This is a genomic window from Azospirillum brasilense (assembly GCF_005222205.1).
Lineage (GTDB): Bacteria > Pseudomonadota > Alphaproteobacteria > Azospirillales > Azospirillaceae > Azospirillum > Azospirillum brasilense_G.
The window spans coordinates 1-17,982 of sequence record NZ_CP032348.1; the positions used below are offsets into that span (position 1 = coordinate 1).

The following is a 17,982-nucleotide window of genomic DNA, read 5'->3' on the forward strand; positions in this document are numbered from 1 at the left end:
TGTTGGCCCTGTGGTGGCGGCCGTCGCCTGCTCAAAGGCCGGGCGGTCTGCCCGCGATGGCGGCATGCGGGTGCATGCAAAATCCTCAAAACGAAAAAGCTTTTCTCCTGGCGGGCCAAACGAGCAAAATCATCCGTCCCAACCGCGAAGGCCCCGAGCAACCCTGATGACCATCGACGCCACCGACCGGAAGATCCTGGCCGCCCTTCAGGCCGACGCGACCCTGTCGCTCGCCGACCTCGCAAGCAGGTCGGCCTGTCCGCCACCCCCTGCTGGCGCCGCGTGCAACGCCTTGAACAGGAAGGCTATGTCCGCCGCCGCGTGGCCTTGCTGGACCGCGCCAAGCTGAACGTCGACGTGACCGTCTTCGTGGCCGTCCGAACCAGCAAACACTCGGCGGAGTGGCTGGAGGAGTTCCGCCGCGTGGTGGCCGACATACCGGAGGTTGTTGATCTCTACCGCCTGAGCGGCGAAATCGATTATCTGCTGCGGGTGGTCATTCCGGACATCAAGGCCTACGACGCTTTCTACCGAAAGCTCATCGAGCGCATCGAGCTTCAGGATGTCTCATCGATGTTCGCCATGGAGGAAATGAAGTCGACAACGGAAGTCCCTCTTTCTTACGTAAAGACCTAGAACAACTAGGATTTTACTTGTTGGTTTTCTTTTTAGACTCACGCTTCAGCAATTTTTGCGAAGCCCCTGTAGTGATTCTCAATATCGCATGGTTCGTATGAGAATTTTTTACTTTTTTGGCTGTAGCCATGCATCATCGTAGAAAATTTTTCTACAAATTAGGCGTTTTTCACAAAATTCATCCTGGGATTGGCAGCAAACCAGATGGGTCGGGTGTTTGTAAGCCCCGTCATGGCGTCCCCTTCCGCGCAGCAATCGCCTCGGCATCAAATCCCTCTCCCGCCCCGGGAGAGGGTGCCCGCGTAGCGGGCGGGTGAGGGTAGAACCGAGGATCAGGGCGCTGATTCTCGGCAGGCCCTCACCCTTCCCACGCTTCGCGCGGGCCCCTCCCTCTCCCGGGACGGGAGAGGGGATATCACATGCGAGTGTCTCGCCTCCCTCTGGGCCGGCGCTCCGCCCCCGTTGCCTATTGCCTGCGCAAAGCGGGCGGTCTATATGCGTCACGTCTCACTCAATGAGACGCTGAAACCGCCAGGGCAGGCGAACCTTGAAACGCGCAGCACTCAGACTCCCGACGCCGCCGCCAACGTCCCAGAAGACGCGGCCAAGCCGAAGGCGGCCGCCACAGACCGGACCTTCGCGATCCTGGAACTGGTCGCGTCGGCCTCCGGCCCGCTGGCGGTGAAGACCATCGGGGCGACGCTCGGCCTGCCCAAGCCGACCGCCCACCGCCTCGTCAACGGCCTGATCGAGAAGGGCCTTCTGGCGCGGGACCTGGAAACGCGCGACGTCATCATCGGCGTCGAGGCGGCGCGGCTGGCGGTCGGCATTCTGCGCGCATCGCTGTCCCGCGCGCCGGTCCGCTCCGTGCTGCGCGCGGTCAGCGCCGAGTTGGGGGAAACCTGCAACGTCGGCGTCCTCGACGGCGGCGACGTCGTCTATCTCGACGCGTGGAGGTCGAGCACTGGCCCCTGCGCCTCCAGTTCGGCGTCGGATCGCGCGTGCCGATGCACTGCACGGCCATGGGCAAGCTGTTCCTCGCCACGCTGCCGGACGGTATGCGCAGCCGCCTGCTCGCCTCCGGTCCCTTCTCCGCGCAGACCGCCCACACCTCACCGATCCGGACGCGCTGGCCGCCGAGCTGGAGCGCATCGCCGCGCGCGGCTACTCGCTCGACGACGAGGAGTATGTGGTGGGCGTGTTCTGCGTGGCCGTGCCGATCCTCTCCTCCACGGGCCGGATGGTGGCAGCCATCGCCGTGCAGGCCCCGAAGGTCAGACTGTCGCACGACCGCGTCGAGCAGGTCCTGCCCATCCTCCGCCGCGGCGCCGAGGCCCTGTCCGCGCAGTTCGGATAGTCCCTCCTACCCCCATCGTTCTTCAAAACCGGACGTTTCATCGCCCGAGCCGCGGGATGCCGGCCGGGCATGCCCCCGTATGTTCGGATAATTGGGCACACGAACTTTTTGGGCTTGCGCGACCCAGGGTCCTGTGAGTTAATGATACAAATCGTATCGCTGAGTGAGACCAAGAGGCCGGGCGATACGCTTCCAGTCACGGGGAGGAACGATGACGCGGAAGATCGCCTTGGGCTCCGCCCCGTTGCAGGAGCCCCGCGAACCGACCACCGAAGACGTTGCCGACACCAACGCTGCCGACAACAACTCCGCCGACCGCCGGCCCCTCGCCGACCGCGTCCTGGCCTTGCTGGACGCGGTGGCCGGGGCGGGGCAGCCGATGGCCGTCAAGGACATCGCCGAGAAGCTGGCCCTGCCGAAGCCGACCGCGCACCGGCTGATCGCCATGCTGGAGGAACGCGGCTTCCTCGCCCGCCCGATCGACGGCCGGCTGGTGACCGTCGGCCCGAAACTGCGCACCCTGGCGCTCAACACGCTGCGCAGCTCCCTGGGCCAGGCGCCGTCGCACGCCCGGCTGCGGGCGCTCAGCCTGGAGCTGGGGGAGACCTGCAACATCGGCGTGCTGGAAGGCGGCGACGTCGTCTATCTCGACCGCGTCGAGGTCGAAGGCTGGCCGCTGCGGCTGGAATTCGGCGTCGGTTCGCGGGTGCCGCTGCACTGCACGGCGATGGGCAAGCTGTTCCTCGCCTTCCTGCCGGAGCTGCCGCGGCGGCGCCTGCTGGATTGCCTGCCGCTGCCCCGGATGGCGGCGGCGACGCTGTGCGACCCGGCGCTGTTCCGCGCCGAGCTGGAGCGCATCGCCGCCTGCGGTCACTCCTTCGATGACGAGGAATACATGCCGGGCGTCTTCTGCGCGGCGGTGCCGATCCGCGACGGCGCGGGACGGATGATCGCCGCCCTGGCGGTGCAGGCGCCGAAAGTCCGGCTGTCGCGGGAATCGGTGGCCGACCGCCTGCCGGTCCTGCACCGCGCCGCAAGCGACATGGCCCGCGCGCTGGGCATCGACGCCGCCCCGGCCGAGCCGGCCCTCTCACCCTAAGGAAGACGGACGCCATGGCAAGGACGCTTGAGACGACCGCCGCCGGATGCCCGGCCCGGCTGATGGCGCGCAGCGCCGCCCTGGAGCCGGTTCCAACGGCGGTGGTCGCCGCAGGGTCGCCGGTTGCGCTGGAAAGCGCGCGGCGCGCCACCGATCTCGGCCTCATCGAGCCGGTGCTGGTCGGCGATCCGGCGGCCATCGCCGACAGCGCCCGCCGGATCGGCTGGACGCTCCACGGCGCGTGCGTGGTTCCGGCACGCGACGACGCGGCGGCGGCGCGGATCGCGGTGGCGCTCGCCCGCTCCGGCGACGTCGGCGCGCTGATGAAGGGGCACATCCACACCGACACGCTGATGCTCGCGGCCCTCGACCCGAAATGCGGGCTGCGCATCGGGCGCCGCTTCACCCACGCCTTCCACATGACGCTGCCGGGGTCGAGCCGCGAGCTGGTCATCACCGACGCGGCGATCAACGTGGCGCCGTCGCTGACGACCCGGCTGGACATCATCCGCAACGCGGTGGAGCTGTGGCGGCTGGTCGGCGGCAGCGACCCGCGCGTGGCGCTGCTGTCCTGCACCGAGGAGGTGACCGAGCGCGTGCCCTCCAGCATGGACGCCGACCGGCTGACCCGCCTGTGCCGGCAGGAGGTGCCGGGCGCGACGGTGTTCGGGCCGCTGGCGCTCGACCTCGCGGTGTCCGCCGAGGCGGCGCGGATCAAGAACCTGACCCACCCCTGCGCCGGAGCCGCCGACATCCTGGTGGTGCCGAACATCGAGACCGGCAACGCCCTGTTCAAGGCGCTGGTGCATTTCCTGGACGCGGTCGCCGCGGGCATCGTGCTCGGCGCTGCGGTGCCGATCGTCCTCACCTCGCGTGCCGACCCGCCGGCGGCCCGCATCGCCGCCGCCGCCATCGCCCAGATCGTCGCCGGGCGCCGCTCCGCCACGCCGGGCCCGCCCTATCCCGCCACCGCAGCCAAGGGAGGCGCCGCACCCGGCCTGCACGCCTGACGGTCAAAAATAAATCCTGGGAGGGAATGCAAATGCTCCGCAACGCCTTGACGCTCACCGCGGCGGTGGCCGCGCTGCTGACACCCGTCCTGTCATCCGCCCCCGCGCGCGCCGACGACTACCCATCGCGCCCCATCGAGGTCATCGCGACCTTCGGGGCCGGCGGCGGCGCCGATTTGATGGCGCGCCAGTTCGCCCGCCTCGCCGAACCGCATCTCCACGTCGCCATGCCCGTCGTCAACGTATCCGGGGCGTCGGGCAACGCCGGCCTGACGCGGGTCCTGACCAACCCGGCCGACGGCTACACGGTCGGCACGCTGATCGCGCTGTCCGTCTCCTCCTGGGCGTCGGGCCTGGGCACGGCGAAGCCGGACAATTTCGTCTATGTGGCGATGATGCAGAACTCGCCGTCGATGCTCTACGTCTCGAAGAACAGCCCCTTCAAGACCTACGAGGAGTTCGCCGCCCACGCCAAGGCCAACCCCGGCAAGCTGCGCGTCGCCACCTCCGGCTACGGCACGCAGGACGACATCACGCTGAAGTATCTGGGAAGCCAGGGCGTGCCGGTGACCAACGTCCCCTTCGCCCGCCCCTCGGAGCGCTACGCCTCGCCCATCGGCGGCCACACCGACGCGATCTACGAGGAGCCGGGCGACGTCGCCCAGTTCCTGAAATCCGGCGACCTGCGCCCGATCGTCGTGTTCGACAAGCAGCGCCACCCCTCCTTCCCCGACGTGCCCGCCTCGGCGGAGCTGGGGCTGGACATCGGCGACCTGCCCAACTTCCGCACGCTGGCGGTGCCCGCCAGCACGCCGCCGGAGCGCGTGCAGAAGCTGCACGAGGCCGCCGCCAAGGTGCTGGCGAGCCCGGAATGGAAGGCCTTCTGCGCCGACACCTTCACCTGCGTCGACACGCTGGTGACGCCGGACCAGGCCAAGGAGGAGGTGAAGGCCTTCTACGAGACGGTGAGGGGCTATCTGGACCGCTTCGCCACCAAGACCGTCGGCCAGACACCGGGCTGAGTCCGGTTCCAAATCCGCCCCACCCGTTTCATCGCTCCTCAGGGAGGGAACCGTGACTCCCCTGTCCCACGGTCTTCGCCGGCTGGCGACACCCGCGGCCCTGCTCACCGGGTCGCTTCTTCTCTCGCAACACATCGTGCGCGACAGCACCATGATCGCCGGCCTGCCGGACCCGGTGGGACCGACGGGATGGCCCCGGCTGATGCTGGGCGCGGTCGGGCTGTGCGCCCTGATCTGGATCGCCAAGGAACTCCTGGCGCTGCGGCGCGCGGTCCACCAGCAGAAACCGGTCGACGAGGAATACGAAGGCTACGCCAATGGCCGGGCCATGATCGGGCTGGGGCTGGTCGTCCTCTACGGCCTCGCCCTGCCGCAGCTCGGCTTTCCGGTCGCCACCCTCGCCTTCGTCGCTTTGTGGTGCGTCATCGGCGGCATCCGGCGCCCGCTGACGCTGGCTCTGGTCACCGGCATCGGCTGCGTGGTGCTGCTCTACGTCTTCGTCCTCCTCGCCCAGATGCCGCTGAACCGCGGCCATGGCGTCTTCGACGACTTCACCGTCGCGCTTTACCGCCTGCTCGGCATCTACTGAGCCGGCCACCGGAAGGATCGTCCCATGGATATCCTCGCCAATCTGGCCGGTGGCTTCGCCGGCGCCCTCGACCCGTACAATTTCGTCCTCCTCGTCTCGGGCCTGATGCTCGGGGTGGTGGCCGGCGCGCTGCCGGGCATCTCCTTCGTCAACGCCATGGCCATCGCCCTGCCCTTCACCTACCTGCTGCCGCCGGTCACGGCGATGTCCTTCCTCGGCGGCATCTATGTGGGTGGCGTGTTCGGCGGCTCGATCTCCTCGATCCTCATCAACATCCCCGGCACGCCGGCCTCGCTGCCAAGCTGTTGGGACGGCTACCCGATGACGCGCAAGGGCCTGTCCTCGCGGGCGTTGAGCATCGCCATCACCGCGTCCGCCTTCGGCGGGCTGGCCAGCGCGTTGCTGCTGACTTTCGGCGCCCCGCCCTTCGCCAGCTTCGCGTTGAAGTTCGACCAGCCGGAATTCTTCGCCGCCACCATCCTGGGCCTCGTCAGCGTCATCGCCATCGCCAAGGACGCGCCGCTGATGAGCGCGATCTCGATGTTCCTCGGCCTGCTGATCGGGACGGTCGGCGTCGATCCGATGTACGGCATGCCCCGCCTGACGTTGGGCGTCCCCGACCTGGAGAGCGGCATCAACTTCACCGTCGTGATGATCGGCCTGTTCGCCATCGGCGAGGTCGTGGACCTCATCTGCAAGCGGGCCGGCGGCGGCCGCTCCATCACCACGAAGCCCGGCAAGCAGGTCGGCCTGTCGGACCTGTGGCGGATCAAGTCCTCGATCCTGCGCGGCACCGGCCTCGGCTGCACCATCGGCGTCATTCCCGGCGCCGGGGCCACGGTGGGGGCGGTCATCGCCTACAGCGTGGAAAAGCAGGCGTCGGGTAAGGGTGACCGCTTCGGCACCGGCGTCGAGGAGGGGCTGGCGGCCCCGGAGGCGGCCAAGAACGCCACCACCGGCACCGCCATGATCCCGCTGCTGACGCTGGGCATCCCCGGCAGCGCCGCCACGGCGATCATGCTGGCCGCCATGTTGATCCACGGGCTGAACCCCGGCCCGCTCCTCTTCACCTCGAACGCCACGCTGGTCTACACGATCTTCGCCAGCATGCTGATCGCCAACCTGCTGATGATCGTCGCGGCGATGGGCGTGGCACGGGTCTTCTCGACGCTGATGCGCGTGCCGCCGGCCATTCTCGGCGCCTTCATCATCGTGCTGAGCGTCGTCGGCGCCTACGGCGTGCGCAACAACCTGTTCGACGTCTATGTCTGCCTCGCCTTCGGCATCGCCGGCTACGTCATGAAGCGCACCGGCTTCCCGCCGGCCCCGCTGGTGGTCGGCGTGATCCTGGGGCCGCTGTGCGAGCGCTACTTCCTCACCTCGCTCGCCAACTACGACGGCAACATGACGGTCTTCTTCACCCGTCCGATCAGCGGAACGATCCTGGCTCTGGCCATCGCCTTCCTCGTCTGGTCGATGTGGCCGTCGGGCAGGCCGCTGCTCCGCCGCCCGCCCAAGGACCAGCCTCACAAGGAGCCGCCGCAACGGGTGCTCAAAGCCTGACCGTCCGAACAAACGAACGAACCTTCAGGGAGAGAGACAAGCAACCATGGACAACATCATGCTCGACCGAACGCCGGCCAGCGCCGACCAGGAGGCCGTCGCCGCCCTCGTCGCCCACGCCCGCGCCGCCCAGCGCGCCTTCGCCGACGCGACGCAGGAGCGGGTGGACGACGCCGTCGCCGCGCTCGCCTGGGCCATCTACGAACCGGGCCGCGCCCGCGCCCTGGCGGAGCTGGCGGTGGCCGACACCGGCCTCGGCAACGTCGCGGACAAGGTCATCAAGAACCAGCGCAAGACCTTCGGGACGCTGCGCGACCTGATGCGGGTGCGCACCGTCGGCGTGATCGAGGAGGACACCGCCAAGGGCATCGTCAAAATCGCCAAGCCGCTGGGCGTCGTCGGCGCCGTCACCCCCTCCACCAACCCGGCGGCCACGCCGGTCAACAAGGCGATGATGGCCGTTAAGGGCCGCAACGCCATCATCATCGCCCCCTCCCCCATGGGCTCCGCCGCCACCGGCCGCACGGTCGAGCTGATGCGGGCCGAGCTGGCGCGCATCGGCGCGCCGGAGGATCTCGTGCAGATGATCCCCACCCCGATCACCAAGGGCCTGACCCAGGCGCTGATGGAGGCGGTCGACCTTGTCGTCGTCACCGGCTCCCAGGACAACGTACGCCGCGCCTATTCCAGCGGCACCCCGGCCATCGGCGTCGGGGCCGGCAACGTTCCGGTCATCGTGGACGAGAGCGCCGATCTGGCCGAGGCGGCGCGCAAGATCGCCGCGTCGAAGACCTTCGACAACGCCACCTCCTGCTCGTCGGAGAACGCGCTCGTCGTCCTCGATTCCGTCTACGACGCGACCATCGCGGCGCTGGAAGAGGCCGGCGCCTATCTCTGCACGGCGGAGGAGCGGGAGCGCGTGCAATCCCGCCTGTGGGAGAACGGCAAGCTGAACCGCAAGCTGATCGCCAAGGACGCCGCCGTCCTGGCCGAGGCGTTCGAGCTGGCGCCCAAGGCGCGCGAGGCCCGCTTCTTCCTGGTGGAGGAATCCGGCGTCGGCAAGGCGCACCCCTTCTCCGGCGAGAAGCTGTCGCTGGTGCTGGCCGTCTACCGGGTGCCGGACTTCGACGCGGCGGTCGATCAGGTCCGCAAGATCCTCGACCACCAGGGGCGCGGCCATTCCTGCGGCATCCACACCAAGGACGAGGCCCACGCCAAACGGCTGGCCGACGAGCTTGACGTGGTGCGCGTGCTGGTCAACTTCGCCCACACCTTCGGCAACGGCGGCGGCTTCGACAGCGGGCTGAACTTCACCCTCTCCATGGGCTGCGGGAGCTGGCAGAAGAACTCCATCTCCGAGAACCTGAGCTGGAAGCACTTCGTCAACATCACCCATCTCGTCCGCCCGATCCCGGAGGACAAGCCGAGCGAAGAGGCCCTGTTCGGCCCCTTCTGGTCCCGCCACGGACGCTGACGGAGGCGACGATGAACTTCGAGGAACAGGCCGGAAAATCCGTGCTCGCCCGCGCCGGGGTGAGCGTCCCGCAGGGGCGCCTCTGCGCCAGCGCGCAGGAGGCCGAAGCCGCCGCCCGCGCCATCGGGCCGGTGGTGGTCAAGGCGCAGGTGCCGACCGGCAAGCGCGGCAAGTCGGGCGGCGTCAAGCTGGCCGCCACGCCGGAGGAGGCCGCAGCATCCGCGCAGGCCATCCTGGGCATGGAGATCGGCGGCTTCCCGGTCGCCCGCGTCCTGGTCGAGGAGCAGGCGGCCATCGCCCGCGAATTCTACGCCGCGGTGCTGAACGACCCAGCCAGCCGCAGCCCGCTCGTGCTGTTCTCCACCGAGGGCGGCATGGACATCGAGGAGGTCGCGGCGACCCGGCCCGAATCCCTGCGCCGCATGGCGGTGGACATCCGCAAGGGCTTCGGCCCGGCGGACGCGCGCCGCCTGCTGCTTGGGCTGGATCTCGGCGAGGCCGCGGTGCCGGTGGCGGCGATGCTGGTCGATCTCTACCGCGTCTACCGCCAGCACGACGCCGAGCTGCTGGAAATCAACCCGTTGGCCCTGCTCGCCGACGGCCGCGTCGTGCCGCTGGACTGCAAGCTGACGGTGGACGATGCCGCCCTCTACCGGCAGGCGGACATCGCCGAACTGGGCGCCAAGGAGCCGCTGTCGGCGCTGGAGGAGCGCGGGCGGGCGCTCGACCTCAAATTTATCGAGCTGGAGGGCAACGTCGGCGTTCTGGCGAACGGCGCCGGCCTGACCATGACGACCATGGACGTGGTCAGCCACGCCGGCGGGCGCCCCGCCAACTTCCTGGAGATCGGCGGCGAGGCCTACACCAAGGGGACGGAGGCGCTGGACCTCGTGCTGTCCAACCCCGGCGTCAAAAGCCTCGTCGTCAATTTCTGCGGCGCCTTCGCCCGCACCGACGTGATGGCCGGCGGCGTGATCCAGGCCTGGAAGACGCTGAACCCCACCATCCCCGTCTTCTTCTCCATCCACGGCACCGGCGAGGACGAGGCCGTGCGCATGGTGCGCGAGGAGCTGGGGATCGAACCCTACGACCGGATGGAAGACGCCATTTCGGCAGCCGTGGAGGCCGCGCGATGATCGTACGCAAGAGCGACCGGGTCCTGGTGCAGGGCATCACCGGCAAGCAGGGCACCTTCTGGACCGAGCAGATGCAGGCCTACGGCACCACCGTGGTCGGCGGCGTGAACCCGAAGAAGGCCGGGCAGAACCATTGCGGCGTGCCCATCTTCGCCACCGCGAAGGAGGCCATGGCGAACGGCGGCTTCGACGTGTCGGTGATGTTCATCCCGCCCGCCGCCGCCAAAGCCGCCGCCATCGACGCCATCGAGGCGGGGGCGAAGACCGTCGTCTGCCTGACCGAGCACATCCCGTCGCACGACGTGATGGAGATGCACGCCGCAGCGGCGGAGCACGGCACCCGCATCATCGGGCCGAACACCGCCGGCATCGTGACGCCGGGCGAGGGCTTCGTCGGCATCATGCCCGCCTTCAACCCGCGCGTCTTCCAGCCGGGCCGGGTCGGCGTCATCTCGCGCAGCGGCAGCCTGGGCACGCTGGTCTGCCTGAACCTCGTGCGCGGCGGCCATGGCCAGTCGGCCTTCCTCGGCATCGGCGGCGACCCGATGATCGGCACAACGACCAAGGACGCGCTGGCCGCCCTGATCGACGATCCGGGCACCGACGCCATCGCGCTCGTCGGCGAGATCGGCGGCAGCATGGAGGAGGAGGCGGCGGAGCTGGTGGCGAAGACGGACAAGCCCGTCGTCTCCTTCATCGCCGGCCGTGCCTCCCCGCCGGGCAAGAAGATGGGCCACGCCGGCGCCATCGTGACCGGCGACCGCGGCAGCTACGCCTCCAAGCGCGGCGCGCTGGAACGCGCCGGGGCCGTGGTGGTGGACGTGCCCGGCGACCTGCCGGCGGCCCTCGACGCGCTGATGGCTGAGGCCGCGAAACGGTCGGGCGCGCAACGGCTCGCGGACTGACTGCGCGGCAGCACTTTCGAAGAACGGCACGGCAGCACAGCCCCCCTCTCCTGGCCCCCTCTCCCGGCCCCCGCCGGGAGAGAACGGGGGAGGCATTCCGGAAGGGAACGGAACAGGATGGCGAAGATCGACGACGTCGGCGGCCAGCGCGCGCGCGGGTTCGCCTTTACCCAGGGCTTCCAGCGAAGGAGCGGGCCGGCGGCGCCCGAGGACGCGCGCGGCTGGCTCGACCGCTACCAGTCGCCGCGCGAGGAACTGAACCCCTCGCCGACCGTCTCCGACACGGTCAAATACACCACCTGCTACATGTGCGCCTGCCGCTGCGGCATCAAAGTGCACATCAAGGACGGCCAGCTCCGCTTCATCGAGGGGAACAAGGACCATCCGGTGAACCACGGCGTGATCTGCGCCAAGGGGTCCGCCGGCATCATGACCCAGAACTCCCCGGCCAAGCTGCGCAAGCCCCTGCTGCGCACCGGGGAGCGGGGCACCGGCGAGTTCCGTGAGATCGAGTGGGACGAGGCGCTGACCATCCTGACCGAGCGCCTGTCCAAGATCCGCGACAGCGACCCCTGCAAGCTCGCCTTCTTCACCGGACGCGACCAGAGCCAGTCGCTGACCGGCTTCTGGGCGGCGCAGTTCGGCACGCCCAACTTCGCGGCGCACGGCGGCTTCTGCTCCGTCAACATGGCGGCGGCGGGCATGTACACGCTGGGCGGCAGCTTCTGGGAGTTCGGGGAGCCGGACTGGGACCACACTCGCTACCTGCTGCTGTTCGGCGTGGCCGAGGACCATGACAGCAACCCGATCAAGATCGGCCTGTCGAAGATGAAGGCGCGCGGCGCCAAGATCGTCTCCGTCAACCCGATCAAGACCGGCTATTCCGCCATCGCCGACGAGTGGGTCGGCATCCGTCCGGGCAGCGACGGGCTGTTCGTCTTCGCCCTGATCCACGAGCTTCTGCGCGCCGACCGCATCGACGCCGAGTATCTCGTCCGCTACACCAACGCCCCCTGGCTGGTCATCCAGGACCCCGGCGCCCCCGACGACGGCCTGTTCGCCCGCGACGCCGACGGCGCCCCGCTGGCCTGGGACGCGGTGGAGCAGCGCACCGTTCCCGCCACGCAAGCCGGCATCCGCCCGGCGCTCGTCGGCGCCGTCACCCTGCCGGACGGGCGGCGGGCCGTGCCCTCCTTCCATCTGCTGGCCGAACGCTACCTCGACCCGCAGCACGCGCCGGAGGCGGTGGCCGAGCGCTGCGGCGTCCCCGCCGACACCATCCGCCGCATCGCCGCCGAGATGGCGCACCTCGCCTTCCAGGAGACGCTGACCATCGAGCAGCCCTGGACCGACTGGGCCGGGCGGCGCCACGAGCGGATGGTCGGGCGGCCCATTGCCATGCACGCCATGCGCGGCATCTCCGCCCATTCCAACGGCTTCCACACCTGCCGGGCCATCCACATCCTGCAAATCCTGCTGGGCACCATCGACGTGCCGGGCGGCTGGCGCTACAAGTCGCCCTACCCCCGCCCCGCCCCGCCGGGTCCCAAACCCGCCGGCAAGCGCGGCGAGACCGGCCCCGGCAAGGCCATCCACGGGATGCCGCTCGGCTACCCCATGGGACCGGAGGACCTGCTGGTCGGCGAGGACGGGCAGCCGCTGCGTATCGATAAGGCCTTCAGCTGGGACGCGCCGCTGTCGGTGCACGGCCTGATGCACATGGTGGTCGCCAACGCCTGGGAGGGCGACCCGTACCGCGTCGACACGCTGTTCATGTACATGGCCAACATGGCCTGGAACTCGTCGATGAACACGTCCGAGACGATGCGGATGCTGTCCGACAAGGACCCGGACAGCGGCGAGTACCGCATCCCCTTCATCGTCTATTGCGACGCCTACGCCTCGGAGATGGTGGCCTACGCCGACCTCGTGCTGGCCGACACCACCTACCTGGAGCGGTGGGACTGCATCTCGCTGCTCGACCGCCCGATCGGCAGCGCGCACGGCCCCGGCGATTCCATCCGCCAGCCGGTGCTGACCCCCGACCGTGACGTGCGGCCCTTCCAGGACGTGCTGATCGAGCTGGGCGCGCGGCTCGGCCTGCCGGCCTTCGTCCGGGAGGACGGCAGCCCGCGCTACCCCGGCGGCTATCCCGACTACATGACCAACCACGAGCGCAAGCCCGGCATCGGCCCGCTGGCCGGCTGGCGCGGCGCCGACGGGAAGGACGCCGGCAAGGGCGCGCCCAACCCGGACCAGCTCGACCGCTACGTCCGCAACGGCTGCTTCTGGCATTTCGAGCTGCCGCCGGAGCAGCACTATTTCAAGCACGCCAACCAAGCCTATCTGGAAACCGCCACCCGCATGGGCTTCCTCGACAAGCCGGAGCCGGTGATCCTCCAGCTCTATGTCGAGCCGCTCCAGAAATTCCGCCTTGCCGCGCGCGGGCACGGCGCGGTGGTGCCGCCCGCCGACAAGCGGCCGCGGGTGGAGACCTACTTCGACCCCCTGCCCTTCTGGTATCCGCCGCTGGAGGAGGAGGGGCTGGACGTGAGCGCCTTCCCGCTGCACGCGGTCACCCAGCGCCCGATGCCCATGTACCATTCCTGGGGCTCGCAGAACGCCTGGCTGCGGCAGATCCTGGCGCGCAACAGCCTCTACATCGCGCGCTCCACCGCGGAGGCGCTCGGCCTCGCCGACGGCGACTGGGCCTGGGTGACCAGCCCGACCGGGCGCATCCGGGTGCCGGTCCGTCTGATGGATGGGGTGGAGGCCGGGACGGTGTGGACCTGGAACGCCATCGGCAAGCGCTCCGGCGCCTGGAACCTGTCCACCGACGCGCCGGAGGGGACCAAGGGCTTCCTGCTCAACCACCTGATCTCGGAACTGCTGCCGGAGCGCAACGGCTACCGCCACGCCAACGCCGACCCGGTGACCGGGCAGGCCGCCTGGTACGACCTGCGCGTCCGTGTCGAGAAGGCGTCGCCGAAGGAGCGCGCCGAGACCATGCCGCGCTTCCCCGCCCAGGCCATGCCGCCGGGCGTCGAGCCGCCGCCCGCCATCCTGCGCACCGGCGCCGCCTTCCGTCCCACATCTCGGGGAGTGCGGTCATGACGAGCCTTCCCAACCGCGAGCCCGGCGCCCCCCGGCTGGGGCTGGTCATCGACCTCGACACCTGCGTCGGCTGCCACGCCTGCGCGGTGGCCTGCAAGCAGTGGAACGACGGCGGCCACATGGCGCCGCTGACCGATACCGACGCCTACGGCGCCGGCCCGGACGGGGTGTGGTTCAACCGTATCCACAGCTTCGAGGCCGGAACCGGTGACAGCGGCTGCGGGTCGCGCACCACCAACTTCCCGCGCTCCTGCCTGCATTGCGAACAGCCGGCCTGCGTGACCGTCTGCCCGACCGGCGCCTCCTACAAGCGGGCCGAGGACGGCATCGTGCTGGTCAACGAGGATTTGTGCATCGGCTGCAAGCTCTGCTCCTGGGCCTGCCCCTACGGCGCGCGGGAGTTCGACCAGGACGTCGGCGTGATGAAGAAATGCACGCTGTGCATCGACCGCATCCACAACGAGACGCTGGCGGAGACGGAGCGGGTGCCGGCCTGCGTCATGGTCTGCCCGACCTCCGCCCGGCATTTCGGCGACCTCGCCGACCCGTCCTCCGCCGTCTCGAAGCTGGTGGCGGAGCGCGGCGGCTACGACCTGATGCCGGAGCTGGGCTACGAGCCGACCAACAAGTACCTGCCGCCCCGCCCCCGCCCCACCCTGGCGCTCGACGAGCGCGTCACCAAGGACAGCGCCAACGACGATTTGCCGCTCCACGGCCTGCTGAAATGGGCCGACCGCATCCTGGCGCGCTGAGGGAGGGAATCCGATGCATCCGGCCTTCTCCATCATCTTCTTCACCAGCGCGGCGGGCGCCGGCTACGGCCTGCTCGCCCTGCTCGGCCTGCTGGCGCCCTTCGGCCTGCTGCCGGCGAGTCCGCTGTTCGGCCTCGCCGCCCTCGCCCTCGCCTTGGGGCTGGTGGTGGCCGGGCTGCTGTCCTCGCTGGCCCATCTCGGCCGGCCGGAGCGGGCATGGCGGGCGCTGTCGCAGTGGCGCAGCTCCTGGCTGTCGCGCGAAGGCGTCGCGGCGGTCGCCACCTTCCTGCCGGCGGGCGTCTTCGCCATCGCTTGGCTCTTCTTGGGGAGCGGTGTGGCGGGGGTCGCCGGCTGGATCACCGCGGCGATGGCGGCGGTCACCGTCTATTGCACGGCGATGATCTACGCTTCGCTGAAGCCCATCCGCCAGTGGGCCAACCCGTGGGTGCCGCGCACCTATCTGGCGCTGTCGCTGATGACCGGGGCGCTGCTGCTGAACGCGCTGCTGGGCGTGGCGGGGCAGGCGGCGGGCTGGTCCTCCCTGCTGGCCTTGGCGTCGGTGGGGCTGGCCTGGGCGGCCAAGGAGGGGCACTGGCGGCACTGCGCCACCGCCCACCCCGTCAGCACGGCGGAGACGGCGACCGGCCTCGGTCACAATGGATTGGGTCACATCGGGCGGGTCCGCCTGCTCGACGCCCCGCACAGCGAGGACAATTACCTGCTCAAGGAAATGGGCTTCCGCGTCGGGCGCCGCCACGCCGTCCGCCTGCGCCTCATCACCCGCGTCGCCGCCTTCGCCCTGCCGGCGGCGCTGAGCCTCAGCGCGCTGGTCGCCGGTCCCGGCGCCCTGTCCGGCACCCTGGCGCTGCTGGCCGTTGCCGCCGCCGCGCTGGGGGTGATCGCCGAGCGCTGGCTCTTCTTCGCCGAGGCGAAGCACACCGTGACCCTCTTCTACGGCGCCGGGGAAGCCTGAGCCCGCCACTCTGGCCCCGCCTCTTCACCCCTCAATCGGGAAAGGAGCAGACATGCCGCAGGACCACACCGATCACGGCTCCGCCCTGGCCCTTCTCATGACCCGCGCCAAGGCGATGGACGCCCGGAGCCTCTACATCTGCGGCTCGCCCTCCTGCCCTCGCGTCGGCTTCCGCTCCGGTCCGGGCATCGTCTACGAGCCGCTGTCCGCCGGCCTCGCGGGGCACCTTCTCGACCGCTTCGCGGTGGACGGCCACGGCCTGAGCCAAGGGCTGCTCGTCTGGAGCGGGCGCCATTACCGCTGGTTCGCCATGCCGATGCCAGAGGGGGCCGACGGCTACGCCCCCCTGATCGCCGTGCACCGACCCGCCATTTGTCCCGGCCCCGGCGAGCGGGCCATGCCGCGCGTGATCGCCGGCTGACCGCCCCGCCGCCCTACTCCCCAATCCATGCAACGAGGATGCGCACCATGAAAATGACCACCGAGGAAGCGTTCGTGAAGGTCCTTCAGATGCACGGCATCCGGCACGCCTTCGGGATCATCGGTTCGGCCATGATGCCGGTCTCCGACCTCTTCCCCAAGGCCGGCATCCGGTTCTGGGACTGCGCGCACGAGACCAACGCCGCCCTGATCTGCGACGGCTACAGCCGGGTCACCGGCGAGATGGCCATGGCCATCGCCCAGAACGGCCCCGGCGTGACCGGCTTCGTCACCTCCATCAAGACCGCCTACTGGAACCACACGCCGATGCTGCTGGTGACGCCGCAGGCCGCCAACAAGACCATCGGCCAGGGCGGTTTCCAGGAGGTCGAGCAGATGGCCATGTTCCGGGAGATGGTCTGCTATCAGGAGGAGGTGCGCGACCCCAGCCGCATGGCCGAGGTGCTGAACCGCGTCATCGAGAAGGCGTGGCGCGGCTGCGCCCCGGCGCAGATCAACGTGCCGCGCGATTTCTGGACCCAGGTCATCGACGTCGAGCTGCCGCAGATCGTCCGTCTGGAGCGCCCGGCGGGCGGGCGGCAGGCCATCGCCGAAGCGGCCCGCCTGTTGTCGGAGGCGAAGTTCCCGGTCATCCTGAACGGCGCCGGAGTGGTGATCGGCGGGGCCATTCCGGACAGCATCGCGCTGGCGGAGCGGCTGGACGCGCCGGTCTGCTGCGGCTACCAGCACAATGACGCCTTCCCCGGCAGCCACCCGCTGTCGGTCGGGCCGCTCGGCTACAACGGGTCCAAGGCGGCCATGGAGCTGATCGCCAAGGCCGACGTCGTGCTGGCGCTCGGCACCCGGCTCAACCCCTTCTCGACCCTGCCCGGCTACGGCATCGACTATTGGCCGAAGGACGCGCGGATCATTCAGGTGGACATCAACCCCGACCGCATCGGCCTGACCAAGAAGGTGTCGGTCGGCATCTGTGGCGACGCCCGCCAAGTCGCGCAGCAGATCCTGGCGCAACTCGCCCCCGGCGCCGGGGACGCGGGCCGGCTGGAACGCCGCGCGCTGATCCACCAGACCAAGTCGGCGTGGCTGCAGCTCCTGTCCTCGCTCGACCATGAGGAGGACGATCCCGGAACGAGTTGGAACGCCGAGGCGCGCGAGCGCGAGTCCGACCGCATGTCGCCGCGGCAGGCGTGGCGCGCCATCCAGGCCGCCTTGCCGGCGGACGCCATCCTCTCCACCGACATCGGCAACAACTGCGCCATCGGCAACGCCTACCCCACCTTCGAGGAGGGGCGGAAGTATCTGGCGCCGGGCATGTTCGGCCCCTGCGGCTACGGTTTCCCGTCGATCGTCGGGGCGAAGATCGGCTGCCCGAACACGCCGGTTGTGGGATTCGCCGGTGACGGCGCCTTCGGCATCTCGATGAACGAGATGTCCTCCATCGGGCGCGAGGGATGGCCGGCGGTCACCATGGTGATCTTCCGGAACTTCCAGTGGGGGGCGGAGAAGCGCAACACGACGCTGTGGTTCGACAACAACTTCGTCGGCACGGAGCTGAACCCCAAGCTCAGCTACGCCAAGGTGGCCGAGGGTTGCGGCCTGAAGGGCGTCACCGCGCGCACCCAGGACGAGGTCACGGCAGCCCTGCGCCAAGCCATCGAGGACCAGGGGCGCGGCATCACCACCTTCGTCGAGGTGATCCTGAACCAGGAGCTGGGCGAGCCCTTCCGCCGCGACGCCATGAAGAAGCCGGTCGCGGTCGCCGGCATCGACCCGTCGGACATGCGCCCGCAGCAGGCCGTGTAAGGCGAAGCACAGCACCATTCACGCGGTGCTTCTTTGAAATGAGTTGCAGGGGCCTTGCCCCCACCCTGACCCTCCCCCGCTCACGCAGGGGAGGGAATTTTTTTTGCC

The 17,982-nt window shown here is 69.5% G+C and carries 13 protein-coding genes and 3 pseudogenes; all 16 read left to right on the forward strand.

Annotated elements, in window-relative coordinates; translation table 11 throughout:
* The first annotated feature begins 172 nt into the window (after positions 1–172).
* The 16 genes and pseudogenes from D3869_RS25905 (at position 173) to xsc (ending at position 17,874) form a co-directional block, all read left to right on the forward strand.
* Positions 173–636 (forward strand): annotated as a pseudogene (locus tag D3869_RS25905) (Lrp/AsnC family transcriptional regulator).
* Between the two features lie 495 nt (positions 637–1,131).
* Positions 1,132–1,350, forward strand: a pseudogene (locus D3869_RS34150) (hypothetical protein); the annotation flags it as partial.
* Between the two features lie 293 nt (positions 1,351–1,643).
* Positions 1,644–1,993, forward strand: a pseudogene (locus D3869_RS34155) (IclR family transcriptional regulator).
* A 211-nt stretch (positions 1,994–2,204) separates the two neighbouring features.
* Positions 2,205–3,092, forward strand: a complete 888-nt coding sequence (locus tag D3869_RS25915) for an IclR family transcriptional regulator (RefSeq protein WP_137142656.1) — start codon at positions 2,205–2,207, stop codon at positions 3,090–3,092.
* A 14-nt stretch (positions 3,093–3,106) separates the two neighbouring features.
* Positions 3,107–4,102: a bifunctional enoyl-CoA hydratase/phosphate acetyltransferase gene (locus D3869_RS25920; protein WP_137142657.1), complete on the forward strand. Its 996-nt coding sequence runs from the start codon at positions 3,107–3,109 to the stop codon at positions 4,100–4,102.
* Between the two features lie 32 nt (positions 4,103–4,134).
* A complete protein-coding gene (locus D3869_RS25925) occupies positions 4,135–5,124 on the forward strand; it encodes a Bug family tripartite tricarboxylate transporter substrate binding protein (RefSeq protein ID WP_137142658.1) in 990 nt (329 codons plus the stop codon).
* 52 nt (positions 5,125–5,176) lie between these two features.
* Positions 5,177–5,713: a tripartite tricarboxylate transporter TctB family protein gene (locus D3869_RS25930; RefSeq protein ID WP_137107419.1), complete on the forward strand. Its 537-nt coding sequence runs from the start codon at positions 5,177–5,179 to the stop codon at positions 5,711–5,713.
* A gap of 24 nt (positions 5,714–5,737) precedes the next feature.
* On the forward strand, positions 5,738–7,276 hold the full coding sequence (locus tag D3869_RS25935) for a tripartite tricarboxylate transporter permease (protein WP_137142659.1): 1,539 nt from the start codon (positions 5,738–5,740) through the stop codon (positions 7,274–7,276).
* A gap of 46 nt (positions 7,277–7,322) precedes the next feature.
* The gene (gene sauS / locus D3869_RS25940; RefSeq protein ID WP_137142660.1) at positions 7,323–8,750 is read left to right on the forward strand and encodes an acylating sulfoacetaldehyde dehydrogenase; all 1,428 of its coding nucleotides are present in this window, start codon (positions 7,323–7,325) and stop codon (positions 8,748–8,750) included.
* 11 nt (positions 8,751–8,761) lie between these two features.
* Entirely contained in the window at positions 8,762–9,886 is a 1,125-nt protein-coding gene (gene sucC / locus D3869_RS25945) for an ADP-forming succinate--CoA ligase subunit beta (protein ID WP_137142661.1), read from the forward strand.
* Positions 9,883–10,791, forward strand: a complete 909-nt coding sequence (locus tag D3869_RS25950; protein WP_137142662.1) for a succinate--CoA ligase subunit alpha — start codon at positions 9,883–9,885, stop codon at positions 10,789–10,791. Before sucC ends, D3869_RS25950 begins: the two co-directional genes overlap by 4 nt.
* A gap of 117 nt (positions 10,792–10,908) precedes the next feature.
* Entirely contained in the window at positions 10,909–13,905 is a 2,997-nt protein-coding gene (locus D3869_RS25955; protein WP_137142663.1) for a molybdopterin oxidoreductase family protein, read from the forward strand.
* A complete protein-coding gene (locus D3869_RS25960) occupies positions 13,902–14,657 on the forward strand; it encodes a 4Fe-4S dicluster domain-containing protein (RefSeq protein WP_137142664.1) in 756 nt (251 codons plus the stop codon). The genes D3869_RS25955 and D3869_RS25960 overlap by 4 nt, the downstream gene beginning before the upstream one ends.
* Positions 14,658–14,670: 13 nt before the next feature.
* On the forward strand, positions 14,671–15,630 hold the full coding sequence (locus D3869_RS25965) for a dimethyl sulfoxide reductase anchor subunit family protein (protein WP_137142665.1): 960 nt from the start codon (positions 14,671–14,673) through the stop codon (positions 15,628–15,630).
* A 52-nt stretch (positions 15,631–15,682) separates the two neighbouring features.
* Complete coding sequence (locus tag D3869_RS25970; protein WP_137142666.1) at positions 15,683–16,051, forward strand: hypothetical protein; 369 nt, start codon at positions 15,683–15,685, stop codon at positions 16,049–16,051.
* Positions 16,052–16,098: 47 nt separating this feature from the next.
* Positions 16,099–17,874 carry a sulfoacetaldehyde acetyltransferase gene (xsc, locus tag D3869_RS25975; RefSeq protein WP_137142667.1) on the forward strand — a complete coding sequence of 592 codons (1,776 nt, stop codon included), beginning with the start codon at positions 16,099–16,101 and terminating at the stop codon, positions 17,872–17,874.
* Positions 17,875–17,982 lie beyond the last annotated feature (108 nt).